This is a genomic window from Myceligenerans salitolerans (assembly GCF_017349295.1).
Taxonomy (GTDB): Bacteria; Actinomycetota; Actinomycetes; order Actinomycetales; family Cellulomonadaceae; genus Myceligenerans; species Myceligenerans salitolerans.
This window is the reverse complement of record NZ_JAFMPK010000047.1, coordinates 726,512-740,476: the sequence shown is the minus strand read 5'-3', so window position 1 is coordinate 740,476 and position 13,965 is coordinate 726,512. Positions and strand designations below refer to the sequence as shown.

The window sequence follows — 13,965 nt, the reverse complement described above, 5'->3', positions numbered from 1 at the left end:
AACATCCCTCACATGGCCGACGTTGCTCCCGCGATCGTGCGAGGCTCGCCGAACCGAAGAACCAACTTCCAAGAGATGCTCCAGACCGGATACGTGCATGCTGTCGCCGCAGCAGCGGGCTGCAACGTGAAGACGTATGCGATCGACGAGGGCATCGACCTTGGGCTTGAGCACAGGGCCAGCTCTCATCTCCATGGACGTGCCGACCTCGAGATCCAGCTCAAGGCGACCACCGTCGGCGGCCGCTCCGATTTCGTGACAGCGCGAGTCTCCCGCGATCGATACGACGAGTACCGGCACCCTGAGCCCACAATCCACCCAATCGTCGTCATCATGGAGATGCCGACAGAGCAAGCGGACTGGATCCGGTCCACGCCGGAAGCGCTGCTCGTCCACCATCGCGCCTACTGGGTATCGCTCCGCGGCCTCGATGCCGTGAGCGGCAACGATGTAACTGTGCGAGCACCTCGCGAAAATGTGTTCGATGATCTAGCCTTGTGCAAGATCATGCAGCGCATTGGTCAAGGAGGTGCGCCGTGACGAACAGCTACACCAGCGAGATGCTCACATCCGCACTCAACGAGCTCGCCTGGCAACGTGTGGGCGGTGTGCCCGACGTCTACGACATCTGGGAAAACTCGGAAGACCACTCAGAAGTCCTGGTGCCGCTCGACCGATCGCGGCCCGATTATCGGCGCCTCGTCAGCCGAGCTATTGGACAGCTCGGTCAGGCCGGTGGTGAACCAGCCAACCGCGCTCTCGAGTCCGCCCTCCTGAGGTCGGCGGCGTTCGGCACACAAACATGGCGCAAGGAATCCCCGCTACCGTCCGGCATGATCCCTTGGTCAAGCGGAACCGAGCTGTTCAAGGCAGTCACTGGCACCCTTGCAGCCTCCGCGAAGTCGGCTCACCACGCTCGTCGGCATCACAAGCAGAGCAGTTCCCCGGTCGCCAAGGCGTTCCTCGATCAGGTGCGCATGGGACAGACCCAGGCAGGCAGTTTCATCGTCACCGCTCATGTCCCGCTCGCAGCACAGATCTCGACCAAGAGGTCGGACAACGACGCTCTCTTCCCCGACACCTCTGAGTTGATTCCAACCGATCAGATCGTCGACACCCTTGCGAGAGCTCTCGACGCCGCGAGTACAAGCGTCGAGGAGTACCGCTCGCACGCGACACTTGACGCTTTCGAGGAAGCCGTGACGATGGGGGTCTCGTACGAACTCACCAACGCGCTCGCCGCACTGAGCGCCGGTGGGGACTGCGAGGTCGTGCTTGAACGCCGTGGCGACACCCCAACTGGAATCAGTACGAGTACGTTCGAGTTCCGTACGCCGGACTCCCAGGTGTTCGCCGACGCGGCCGAAAGACTCAAGACTCCCGATGAGCCCGAGCACGTTTCCGTACGTGGCGAAGTGACCGCCCTCCGCCGTGACCACGACGGATTCGAGCTGATTCGTACCATCCAGCTACGCGTGGACAGCCCTCGACACCTCGGAACGGTTTCGGTTCAACTGGACCCGCGCAAGTACGACGAGGCCGTCCAGGCACATCGCGATCGACTACTCGTCATGATCGACGGCACCCTTGAACGCCGGGGCAACCGAAAATGGATCGTCGATCCATCCCTCCGCACCCTCTCGGACAGCGCCATTGACATCGGTACCGCAATCCCACCTCGCGATCCGAACTACCTGCCCGGCCTCGACGACACAACACTCCTGCTTGAGACACCCGCCGAAGATCAAGATGGCGAGGAGTCCTAGCACCCGCCGCCTCTGACTGGCGAGCGCAGCCCCGGCGGGGGCGCTGTCGCTACATCGCCGACAGCGAAAACCGTGGATCCCCGTGTTGCGGGAGTCGAGATCTCGGTGGCCTGGTCGCGAGATCGGCGCGCGGACACGTCTAGCGACTCGATTTCCGGGAGACGCGGAAGACGCCGTCGGTCTGGCGCCGAAGGCGCCGATCGGTGCCAGGCACCCAGCTTCCGTGGTCGTCTCGCAGACGAACGTCGGGGGCTGCACTACGCAGACCGGACCGTCGTTCGGCACGGTCCTTCGCGGATCCGGTCAATCTGGCTGGTCGAACGTCTGCCATTGCCCGTTGGAGGCTGAGGACCTGCCTCGTCCCCATCCGTCGGACGGGTGACGATGGTCCTCGGCGATGAGTACGCCTCGCTGGTGGCCGAGGCGGTCTTCGACGAGGTCCTGCAGTTCTCCCGCGAGCTGGCCGCCGAGTTGGTCGGTGCCGTGTCCCACGCTGTCGATCCAGCCGCCTCGTAGCAGGGTGATGAACAGGTCGTTGCCCAGGTGCTTGGGAGCATTGCCGCGGGTGATGATGGTTCCGCTGCGTGGGCCGACGTGATCGCCCGACGCGAGCATCCGCTCGAACAGCTCCAAGGGGAAGTACATGCCGTCCACCAGCCGGGCGTCGTCCCGCCGTCGTACCTGGGCGTCGATGACTTTCATGTAGAACGGCCCGGCCGACAAACGGTAGTCAGCAGGAGACGCCATGCGATCGTTCCGCGCGGAAGCGAACTTGCGCATCCGGCGGATCTCCTCGCGGAGCTGGTCGTCGGGTCGGTAGAGCTGCTTCCCGCCGGGAGTCTCGGCGACCATACGCTTGTACTGGACCATGACGTAGCCCGGCTGATGGGTGCGGAAGTAGATCAGGTCGGTACCGGTGATGCGCTCCAGCCGCTCCTTGTCGGCGTAGGTAACCGTGACCTTGTCCCTGCGGCTGCCCGGGTCGGCGAACGTGACCGTGTCACGGTGCGCGAGCCCGTCGGAGTGCTGCAGCCAGCCGGGCATCCGTGCGAAGTCGTGTCGGATCGCCGCGGCCTCGGTCATGGGCAGGGCCTCGAGCTGATCGATGAACGGAGGAAGGTGCCCGTCATCAAGTTCGTCGTACTCCACGATCGGCAAGGTCGCCTTGCTGTCCAGGCCGACGGCCTCAAGCGCAGCGGCCATGGCGTCGCGCTGCTCGGCCCGCAGCAGAACCGAGCGCGAGTCCGTCTCGGACTGACGCGCGAGCAGCGCCTTGAGCTCGGCCAGGACCTGCCCGTAGAGCATGTCCCCGTCGATGACAGCCTCGGCCTCCACCGTCTCGGCCTTGGCCAGTAGCTGGCCGGCGCCAAGTGTTTCGGCCATGTCAGCGCGCAGCTGGCTGCTGACCTGCGAGAGGAACCGTGACACCGCGAGCGCTGGGGCGAATCGCCGCAGGCGCTCGAGGCCGATCATGTGGTCGACGTCGGCAGAGGCGCTGCGGTAAGCGCCCAGGCACAGGCCGACGATCTTCTGGTCGTGCACAAGGAGGCAGATTCGCCGGGCCCTGCTATTGGGGAACCGTCCGCGGGGTACGTTGATGCGCGAGACCGGATCGTAGCCCGCGGTGAGGCGAGGCCCGATGAACGACCAGTCCTCGCCCTCCACAAGCACGACGGCGAACTGGCTCAGATCTGTCTTCTCCGCTGCCACGATCCCTCCGAGCTGCACCATCACCGTGATCGAGAACCTACCAGCGGGCCACCGGTCGTCCCGGGCGAGCTCCTCCTCCAGGTGACCAGGTGCCCTGAGCCCTCATGGGACTCGTTCTTTCGCGCTACGACCAGTGGTCGGTGGAGCGAGACCCTCCTCAACCAGGAACACCTGGTACTCGTCCAGATCGATCCCCTCCATCTGGGCCAAGATTTCACGCTTTCGCGGCAGCTTCCGTGGCGAACGGATCTGTGCAGGCAGTCAGGAGCAGGCCGGAGTCCCAGGCAAGCTGGTCCACGAGGTCGCGGGCTACAGCGCTGACGCGGATCGTGGTCGTGGTGGCGTCCGTACCGGAAACGTCCTTGCACAGCAACGGCCACGCACGGGTCGTCAGGCTGCTTCGGTCGTCGTTGCGGCAACAGCATGGCGCAGCTGGCCCTCCTCGAAGCTGCGGAGCTTCGGCGGAACGGCTCACGACGTGCCGTCGGTCGACGGCGAGCATCCCTCGGAGCGCCTCGCTCGGGCCCTGTCTTCATCGGGCCGGGCGATGAGCGGCAGGCGTGGGCATCAGGACAGGCGTCCGCGACTGCGGTGCTCCGTCGCGCCGAGATGCGGTCGTCATCGTGGCTGGGTCGCAGTCAGCGTGCTCTCACCCAGCTCGTTCGAGTGTCAGAACTTACGCTTTCCGACCAGGGCGAATAAGATCGGTCGGTGATCACCCAGCCTGAGCTCGAGTCACGGTTGTGGGCGGCGGCCAACGCGCTCCGCGGTCCCGTCGATGCGGCAGACTACAAGACCTACGTGTTCCCCATGCTGTTCTGGAAGTGGATCAGTGACACGTGGGTCTACGAGCATGACGAGGCGCTTGACGAGTACGGCGATGACCTCGACGACGAGATCGAAGCCGACTTCCACCGGTTCGAGCTGCCCGAGGGCACGCTGTGGAGTGAGGTCACCGGCACGGTCACGAACCTCGGCGCGGAGATCGCCAAGACGTTCCAGCGGATCGAGAAGGCGAACCCCAGGTCGCTGGCGGGCGTGTTCGGCGACGCGTCCTGGGGCAACAAGGAGCGTATCCCCGAGTCGGCACTGCTGGGGCTGATCCAGGCGTTCAACCAGATCCGCCTCGATCCAGCGACGGTCTCTCACGATCTCCTCGGCGCCGGCTATGAGTACCTGCTGAAGAACTTCGCGGACGAGTCCGGCAAGAAGGCCGGAGAGTTCTTCACGCCCCGCGAGGTCGTGAACCTGCTCGTCGGGATCCTGCAGCCCGAACCTGGCGAGTCGGTCTACGACCCGACCTGTGGGTCAGGCGGCATGCTGGTCGCCACGATCAACCAGCTACGCGAGTCCGGCAAGGACCACCGCACGCTGCGGGTCTACGGCCAGGAGATCAACCTGACCACCGCCTCGATCGCCCGGATGAACTTGTTCCTTCACGAGATCGAGGACTTCGACATCAAGCGCGGAGACACGCTGCGCGCGCCGGCGTTCAAGGACACCAGCGGCGCGGTCCGCACCTTCGACACGGTCATCGCGAACCCGCCGTTCTCCTTGACGAGCTGGGGAGCCGACCGATGGGCGTCGGACCCGCGGGCCATCTGTGGCGTACCGCCCGCGAAGAACGGCGACTTCGCGTTCGTGCAGCACATGGTCTCGTCGATGAACCCCGGCACTGGCCGCGTCGGAGTCGTCATGCCGCACGGCGTGCTGTTTCGCGGCGGAGCCGAGGCGAAGATCCGCCAAGGCCTGATTGAGAAGGACGTGCTGGAGGCCGTCATCGGCCTGCCGCCGAACCTGTTCTACTCGACGTCGATCCCAGCGTGCCTGCTGATTTTCCGCGACCAGAAGCCCGCCGAGCGCAAGGACAACGTCCTGTTCATCGACGGCTCTGCCCGGTCCGAAAAGGGCAAGAACCAGAACGTCATGTCCGAGGGTGACGTCAAGACGCTCGTCGACGTCTACCGCACCGGCGAGGACCCTGACGGCGAGGGCGGCGCAGAGGTTCGGCTCGTGCCGTTCGAGGAGATCGAACGGAACGGCTTCGATCTGAACATCGGCCGCTACATCAAGGTCGCCGCCGAGGAGACGGCTGACCTGGGCACCGCGCTCGTCGCCTACGCGGACGCACGCCAGCATCGCATCGACACAGAGTCCGCCATGTTCGAGCGCCTTGCCGCGGCGGGCATTGACCTGAGCGCCTTTGAGGCAGCTGATGAGTGAGTGGGAGAAGGTTCCGGCCGGGACCGTCGCGACGCAGCGGAAGGACGTTGTGAAGCTCAAGCCTGGCGTCGAGTACCGGACGATGGGCGTGCGCTGGTACGGGAAAGGCGCTTACGACCGGGGCATCGGCACGACGGAGACGATCAAAGCCAAGCGTCTGTTCCGGGCTCATGCTGGTGACTTCGTCTTCAACCGCATCGACACGCAGAACGGAGCGTTCGATGTCGTCCCAGAAGCACTTGCTGGTGCGTTGGCGACCAACGAGTTCCCCCTCTACTCAACTAATCGCGATCGGCTGTCCGAGCGCTTCCTGCTCCTCTACTTTCAACAGCAGTCAGTACTTGCACAGATCGATGCTATGCGCGCAGGCAGCGAGGGTCGTTCGCGTTGGAAAGAGGCCGATTTCGAGGCGTGGAGAATCCCGCTCCCGTCTCCGGCCGAACAGCGCCGCATCGTCGACGTCATGGCAGCGGTTGACGCGCAGATCGATGCGCTGAGTCGAGAGGCTAAAACCTCGTCCCAAGCAGCAATCGCGATAGCCGAGGACTCTTTGGCTGAATACGAGCGCGTTCCACTTGATCCCCACCTTGAGCGCATCGAGGGCGGTCGTAGCCCGATGACCACTGGAGAGCAGCCAAGTGACGGTGAACGAGGTGTACTGAAGGTAAGTGCGGTTACACCGTTCCAGTTCGTCGCTGAGGAGTCCAAGGCTCTCTCCACCGAGACCGTCATGCCAAGGGCTGCGGAGGTGCTTCCAGGTGACGTTCTCATTACCCGCGCGAACACCCCGGAGCGAGTAGGGGCAGTGTGCCGCGTACCCGGTTCGGTTCGTGAGGGTTTGTACCTGTCCGATAAGACGCTTCGCATGGTGCCAAAGGAGACTTTGGATCCGGACTACCTGGTCGTCGCAATGGCTCTGAGGTCTTCGCGTCATCACTTGAGATCGTCAGCAACGGGAACTAGCGCGTCCATGTTCAATGTGAGCCAGGCCAAGATCCGGTCAACTCTGGTCCCATTGCCGAACGCAGAGTTCCAGAAGGCGGTGGCTCGGGTCACGATGGCGTCGTTGGAGAGCGCGAGCGGCTTACAGGAGGAGCTCGTTCATCTCCGCAGCTTCCGCTCTGCCCTCCTGACCTCTCTCCTGAACCAGGAGATCGAGATCCCCGAGTCGTACGACGCTCTGCTTGAGGGGGTGACCTGACATGGGATGGACAGAGTCGTCCACCATCCAGCGTTCCCTGCTCGAGTGGGCGGAGGAAGCCGGCTGGGAGCGCATCCCGGGTGATGAGCTGCCGCGTGACTGGCACGACGTCATCATCGAGGGCTGGGCTCGCGAAGCTCTCCTCGCGCTGAACCCCGAACTTGCCGATGATCCCGAGTCTGCGGAGTTGGTGCTGCACGAGCTCAACCAGGCCGTCCTCGATGCACACAACGGTCTGGTCGCCGCGAACGAGCGGCTGACCGTGATGTTACGCGGGGACCACTCGTTCCCGACGATCGATGGCAAGCATGTGCCCCGCCGGCTGATCGACTTCGGGGGCCTCGGGAACAACCGGTTCACCGTCGCCAACGAGGTCACGATCGCAGGCGCCGTGAAGCCGCGTCGGTTCGACGTCGTCTACTACGTCAACGGGTTCCCGCTGGTCGTCGCGGAGACTAAGACCCCGGTGAAGCAGCAGGTCTCGTGGGCGAACGCCGCGAAGGATATCTACGGCACCTACGAGGAGGACTATCCGAACTTCTTCGCGACCAACGTCTTCAACATCGCCACCGAGGGCCTCGAGTTCCGCATGGCCCCGATCCGCGCCGTTCCGGATCCTGACTCGGAGATCTGGGCTCCGTGGGGATCGACCGAGGACGACCCTAAGGTTGTCACGGGGCCAGCCCGCGTCGAGCGTGCGGCGCGGCTGCTGCTGCGACCGGAGACGATCTTGCCGATCCTCAAGGACCTGGTGATGTTCCGCCACGCGCGGGACGCCTCGGAGACGGACGTCAAGCTCCTGCCGCGTTATCCGCAGTTCGAGGCGGCGCTCGGGATCCACCAGAAGGTCCTCGACGGCCGTCCCGGTGGCCTGATCTGGCACCACCAGGGCTCCGGCAAGACCGAGCTGATGGCGTTCGCCGCAGCGCGTCTGCTCCGCGATCCTGCTGTGACCGAGAGGTTCGGCAGTGCGCCGACGGTGATCGTGATCGCGGACCGCAGGGACCTGGTGCGGCAGACCGCGGAGATGTTCGAGACCGCCGGCATGCCGCGCATGAGCGTGCCCCGCAACCGCAGCGAGCTGTTCGCGCTTCTGCGCAGTGGCGAGCCGGGGGTGGTGATCACGACGGTGCACAAGTTCGCCGAGGCTGGGCACCTCAACGACCGGTCGAACATCGTCGTGCTTGTCGACGAGGCCCACCGCTCTCAGGAGGGGAAACTGGGTGACGCCTGGCGTGCCGCGGTGCCGAGCGCGAGGTTCTTCGGCGCGACCGGTACCGCGATCGAGGACAAGGACCGCTCGACCTTCAAGCTGTTCGGCGACCCGGATGACCCGGACTTCGTCATGTCCCGGTACACGCCGGAGCAGTCGATCGCCGATGGGTTTACGAAGCCGGTGATCGTCGAGGGCCGTTCCGTCAGATTCAGTCTCGACAAGGAGGCTCTCGACGAGGCGTTCGACGAACTGGCCGCCGAGGAGGATCTGGACGAGGACGAAAAGGTATTCCTGTCCGGCAAGGCCTCGCACATCGAGACGATCCTTTCCGACCCGAAGCGCGTCACCGAAGTGTGCGTCGACATCGTCGACCACTTCCTGACGTTCGTCGCGCCGCTGGGCCAGAAAGCCCAGGTCGTCGCTTACAACCGGAGCCTCGTCGTCGCCTACGCCCGAGCGATCGAGGCCGAGCTGCAGCGACGCGGTGCCGCCATCCCGGACGGGCGGATTCGGGAGGTTGGGGTGGTGATGCACGTCCCTGATTCCAAGGACACCCCGAAGGAGTACAAGAAGTACTTGCTCACGCCGGAGCAGGAGGAGGGGCTGAAGCGCCGCTTCAAGAAGGTCGACGACCCGATGTCGTTCGTCGTGGTGACGGCGAAGTGGATGACCGGCTTCAACGCGCCCATCGAGGGCGTGCTCTACCTGGACAAGCCCGCCCGGGACGCCAACCTGTTCCAGACGATCACCCGCCCGAACCGGCCGTGGAAGAATCCCGTCACGGGGCAGTGTAAGGACTACGGCCGCGTGGTCGACTACATCGGCCTGGCCAAGGCCATCGGCAACGCGATCACGGGCCCGCAGGCCAAGGGCGGTGAAGAGGACGAGCTGAACGTCACCGACGCGTCCAAGCTGGCGGGGAAGTTCGTCGCCGACCTGACGCGTCTGCTGCATCTGTTTAGCGGCATCGACACGACCGACTCGTCGTTCGAGTCTCTGGCCGAAGCGCACGAGCGGGTCCCCGAGGGGAGCTCGCAACGGACGGACTTCGTCGAAACCTACGTCGCCGTGCAGACCGTGTGGGAGTTCCTCGACCCGCATCCGATGCTGCAGCCCTTCAAGCCGCAGTACTTCTGGCTGGCGAGGGTGTACGAGTCGATCCGGCCGAAGGAGGTCTCCAAGGCGTTCCTGTGGGCTCGTCTCGGTGCGAAGACCACCGCGCTGATCCACGGCCACATGAACGACGTCGTCGTCAAGACGATGCACTCCAAGACGGTCACCCTTGACGCCGCCGGTCTGGCGCTGGTCAAGGCGATTGCCGCGCAGCTGAGGCTCCCTGATACCGATACGCCGGAAACCAAGGGTGGCAACGTCTACCAGGAGATCCTCGATTCCATCGAGGCACGTATCCGGCGCCGGATGGCTGGCGCCGAGAGTCCCGCGTACAAGTCGCTCGCGGAGCGGATCGAGAAACTGCGCACCAAGGCGATCGAGAACGTCGAAGACTCCCTCGCGTTCCTCGAGGAAGCCCTGCGGATCGCCCAGGACGTGGTCGCCGCGGACCGGGCTGCCGAGCAGGGCGACGACGAGGCTCTTGACTGGATCTCAGATCCGAAACGCGGTGCGCTCACGCAGATCGTTGAGGAGAACACCCCGCCTGGGTTGCACAAGATCGTCCCCGACATCGTCCACCGGATCGATTCCATTGTCGCCGAGGTCGCATACACCGGCTGGACCAGCAGCGACGCAGGCGACAAGCACGTGCGTCGCGAGCTGCGCTCCGCACTGAAGGATTACAGCCTTCCGGTCAAAGGCGAGCTTTTCGACCGGACGTACGAGTACGTGCGGGAAAACTACTGACTCGAAGATTGCCTGAGTGGCTGAGTGGGAGAGCCGCTCCTCCACGAGCTTGGCGGTCTTTGGGCTGGGCGCTGGGCGCGGAGCAGATGCAGACCAGCGGCTCGTGACTCAGCGCCTTTTGCGCTGCCGCCGAGCGGAAGGTGCCATAAGATCCCAGGTGAGGCACCCATTCGTGCCAGCCAATGAAGCATCTGCGCAGGTCAGAGCTTCGATGCATGCCACGCCCCCGAGTCCCGATCCCGAAGCCCCGGATCCTGACACGAATGCGACACGGATTGGTACGCTGAGGTACGCCCAGCGACGCCTGGGTACGGGAGTCCCGGCGATCCGCCCGGGGTTCTGACCAGCCAGAACGGGTTCCACCAGGGCGGACGCCGACACCCCCGGAAGTCACACCGAGAAGTACTTGCACTCCGGATGATGAAACACCAGCGCATCCGTGCTCTGCTCCGGATGCAGCTGCAGCTCGTCACTCAGCTCCACGCCCACCCGCTCGGCCCGCAGCAGCTCCATCACCTTGCGCCGGTCCTCCATGTCCGGGCACGCCGGGTACCCGAGCGACATGCGCGCCCCGCGGTACTCCAGCTTGAACATGCCCTCGACGTCGGCCGGTTCCTCGTCGGCGTACCCGAGCTCGCCGCGCACGCGCGAGTGCCAGAACTCCGCCAGCGCCTCGGTGAGCTGCACGGACAGGCCGTGCAGCTCCATGTACTCGCGGTAGTGGTTTCCCTCGAACAGTTTCGCCGTGTGCGCGGCCACCGTGTCGCCCACGGTGACGAGCTGCACGGGCAACACGTCGTACCGTCCCGTCTCCTCGACCCACGAGCGCGGCTTCACGAAGTCGGCCAGGCACAGGTGCCGGTCCCGGCGCTGCCGGGGGAAGGTGAACCGCAGGCGTTCCGTTCCGAGCGAGCCGCCGGACCCGCCGTCGGGCGCGGTCAGCCCGGCCAGGCCGGGCCCGTGGTGCGCGACGACGACGTCGTCCCCCTCGCACCACACCGGGAAGTACCCGTACACCACGGTCGGGTCGAGGATCTGCTCGGTGCGGATCCGGTCCAGCCACTCCTTCAGCCGCGGGCGGCCCTCGGTCTCCACCAGTTCCTCGTAGGAGGCGCCGTCGGCCGAACGCCCCGGCTTCAACCCCCACTGCCCCATGAACGTCGCCCGCTCGTCCAGGAACGCGGCATAGTCGGCGAGCTGCAGGCCCTTGACGATGCGTGTGCCCCAGAACGGCGGCTCGGGCACCGGGTTGTCCGTCGCGACGTCGGACCGCTCCGGCAGGTCCTCCACCGCCGTCTCGGTCACCTTGACCACGTTGTGCCGGCGGGTGCGCAGCGCCGGCAGCCCGACGTCGTCCGGCGACGCCCCGCGCGCGACCTTGACCAGCGGTTCCATGAGCCGCAGGCCCTCGAACGCGTCGCGCGCGTAGCGGACCGTGCCGTCGAACATGCCGGCGAGGTCGTCCTCGACGTACGTGCGGGTGAGCGCCGCTCCGCCGAGCAGGATCGGCCATCGCTTCGCCAGACCGCGCGAGGACAGCTCCTCCAGGTTCTCCTTCATCACCACCGTCGACTTCACCAGCAGCCCCGACATGCCGATGACGTCGGCGCCGTGTTCCTCGGCAGCCTCGATCATGGCGGAGATCGGCTGCTTGATGCCGATGTTCACCACGGTGTACCCGTTGTTGGTGAGGATGATGTCGACGAGGTTCTTGCCGATGTCGTGCACGTCGCCGCGCACGGTCGCCAGCACGATCGTGCCCTTCGACCCGGAATCGCCCTCGACCCTCTCCATGTGCGGTTCCAGCAGCGCGACGGCGGCCTTCATCACCTCGGCGCTCTGCAGCACGAACGGGAGCTGCATCTCGCCCTTGCCGAACAGCTCGCCCACCACCTTCATGCCTTCCAGCAGGTGGTCGTTGACGATGTCGAGCGCCTTCATGCCGTCCCCGAGCGCCTGCTCGACGTCGTCGTCCAAGCCCTTGCGGTTGCCGTCGATGATGCGGCGGGCCAGCCGCTCGCCGACCGGCAGGGCGGCGAGCTCCGCGGCGCGCGCGTCGCGCATGGCGGCGGTGTCGACGCCCTCGAACAGTTCCAGCAGGCGGGCCAGCGGGTCATAGGTCAGCTCCCCGGACTCGTCGTACCGGCGCCGGTCCCAGACCAGGTCGAGCGCCACCTCGCGCTGCTCGTCCGGGATGGAGGCCAGCGGCAGGATCTTCGCCGCGTGCACGATGGCGCTGTCCAGGCCCGCCTCGGTGGCCTCGTGCAGGAACACCGAGTTCAGTACCGTACGCGCGGCCGGGTTCAGCCCGAACGACACGTTCGACACGCCCAGCGTCGTGTGCACGCCGGGGTAGCGGCGCGTGATCTCGCGGATCGCCTCGATCGTCTCGATGGCGTCGCGGCGCGTCTCCTCCTGGCCGGTCGCGATGGGAAAGGTGAGGCAGTCGACGATGATGTCGTCCACGCGCATGCCCCACCGCGTCGTGAGCGTCTCGATGAGGCGGGTCGCGATCGCCACCTTGCCCTCGCACGTGCGGGCCTGCCCCTCCTCGTCGATCGTGAGCGCGACGACGGCGGCCCCGTGCTCGACGACGGCCGGCATGATGCGGGCGAAGCGTGACTCCGGCCCGTCGCCGTCCTCGAAGTTCACCGAGTTCACGACGCCGCGCCCGCCGAGCAGCTCCAGGCCCGCGCGGATCACGTCCGGCTCGGTCGAGTCGATCACCAGCGGCAGCGTCGACGCACTGGCCAGGCGCGAGACCACCTCGCGCACGTCGGCCACGCCGTCGCGCCCCACGTAGTCCACGCACACGTCCAGCAGGTGCGCGCCGTCGCGGGTCTGCGCACGGGCGATGTCGACGATGTCGTCCCACCGGGACTCCAGCATCGCCTCACGGAACGCCTTGGACCCGTTCGCGTTCGTGCGCTCGCCGATCGCCAGGTACGAGGCGTCCTGATGCAGGTCGGTGTGGGAGTAGAGGGAGGCGACGCCGTTCTCCCGCTCGGGCCGGCGGTCCGGCAGGGCGTTGCCGCGCACGACGTCGACCACCCGGCGCAGGTGCTCCGGCGTCGTGCCGCAGCAGCCGCCCACCAGGCCCAGCCCGAACTCGCGGGTGAACTGCTCGTGCGCGGCGGCCAGCTCCTCGGGCGTGAGGGGGTAGGTGGCGCCGTGGGGACCGAGCTCGGGCAGGCCCGCGTTCGGCTGGCACATCACCGGCATCTCCGCGTGCCGTGCCAGGTGGCGCAGGTGCTCGCTCATCTGGTCCGGGCCCGTCGCGCAGTTCAGGCCGATCGCGTCCACGCCCACCGCCTGCAGCGTGGTGAGCGCCGCACCGATCTCCGAACCCATGAGCATCGTGCCCGTGGTCTCCACCGTCACCGACGCGAGGATCGGGACGCGGTGCCCGACCTCGGCCATCGCCTGCCGCGACCCCGCGATCGCCGCCTTCGTCTGGAGCAGGTCCTGGCTCGTCTCGACGAGGATCGCGTCCGCGCCGCCCTCCAGGAGGCCCGCCGCCTGCTCCGCGAACGTGTCGCGCAGGTGCGCGTACGTGGTGTGGCCCAGGCTCGGCAGCTTCGTGCCCGGGCCCATCGAGCCCAGGACCCAGCGGGGATGGTCCTCGGTGGTGTGGGCGTCGGCGCGCTCACGGGCCAGGGCCGCACCGGCACGGGCCAGCTCGCGGATGCGGTCGTCGATGCCGTAGTCCGACAGGTTGGACCAGTTGGCGCCGAACGTGTTGGTCTCGACGGCGTCCACGCCCACCTCCAGGAAGGCGTCGTGGATCCCCGCGATCAGGTCCGGCCGGGTCACCGTGAGGATCTCGTTGCAGCCCTCCATGTCCTGGTAGTCCGCCAGGGTGGGGTTCGCCTGCTGGATCATCGTGCCCATCGCGCCGTCGGCCACGACCACGCGCTCGCGCATGGCGTCGAGCAGGGCGGCCGCCCGCTCGGGCATGGGCAGGACCGGGGCAGCGGAGGGAGCACTCA

The 13,965-nt window shown here is 66.2% G+C and carries 7 protein-coding genes; 5 read left to right on the top strand and 2 right to left on the bottom strand.

Translation table 11 applies throughout. The features are described from left to right. Nucleotides 1-12 precede the first annotated feature (12 nt). Both J0911_RS16815 and J0911_RS16810 read left to right on the top strand, forming a co-directional pair. Nucleotides 13-540, top strand: coding sequence for a DUF4365 domain-containing protein (locus tag J0911_RS16815; RefSeq protein WP_207276598.1), 528 nt, complete (start codon nt 13-15; stop codon nt 538-540). Further along, a complete protein-coding gene (locus J0911_RS16810; protein ID WP_207276597.1) occupies nt 537-1,766 on the top strand; it encodes a hypothetical protein in 1,230 nt (409 codons plus the stop codon). Before J0911_RS16815 ends, J0911_RS16810 begins: the two co-directional genes overlap by 4 nt. Nucleotides 1,767-2,069: 303 nt before the next feature. On the opposite strand, the gene J0911_RS16805 is transcribed toward J0911_RS16810, so the two are convergent. Beyond that, nucleotides 2,070-3,500 (bottom strand): hypothetical protein, encoded by a 1,431-nt coding sequence (locus J0911_RS16805; protein ID WP_207276596.1) that lies wholly within the window; start codon nt 3,498-3,500, stop codon nt 2,070-2,072. A gap of 687 nt (nt 3,501-4,187) precedes the next feature. Here J0911_RS16805 and J0911_RS16800 point away from each other — a divergent pair. From J0911_RS16800 to J0911_RS16790, 3 genes are read left to right on the top strand one after another with little or no spacing between them, the layout of a single operon-like run. Then, entirely contained in the window at nt 4,188-5,699 is a 1,512-nt protein-coding gene (locus J0911_RS16800) for a type I restriction-modification system subunit M (RefSeq protein ID WP_207276595.1), read from the top strand. Continuing rightward, nucleotides 5,692-6,900 carry a restriction endonuclease subunit S gene (locus J0911_RS16795; RefSeq protein WP_207276594.1) on the top strand — a complete coding sequence of 403 codons (1,209 nt, stop codon included), beginning with the start codon at nt 5,692-5,694 and terminating at the stop codon, nt 6,898-6,900. The genes J0911_RS16800 and J0911_RS16795 overlap by 8 nt, the downstream gene beginning before the upstream one ends. 1 nt (nt 6,901) lies before the next feature. Further along, a complete protein-coding gene (locus tag J0911_RS16790; protein WP_207276593.1) occupies nt 6,902-9,976 on the top strand; it encodes a type I restriction endonuclease subunit R in 3,075 nt (1,024 codons plus the stop codon). A gap of 390 nt (nt 9,977-10,366) precedes the next feature. On the opposite strand, the gene metH is transcribed toward J0911_RS16790, so the two are convergent. Then, nucleotides 10,367-13,933 carry a methionine synthase gene (metH, locus tag J0911_RS16785; RefSeq protein WP_207276870.1) on the bottom strand — a complete coding sequence of 1,189 codons (3,567 nt, stop codon included), beginning with the start codon at nt 13,931-13,933 and terminating at the stop codon, nt 10,367-10,369. Nucleotides 13,934-13,965 lie beyond the last annotated feature (32 nt).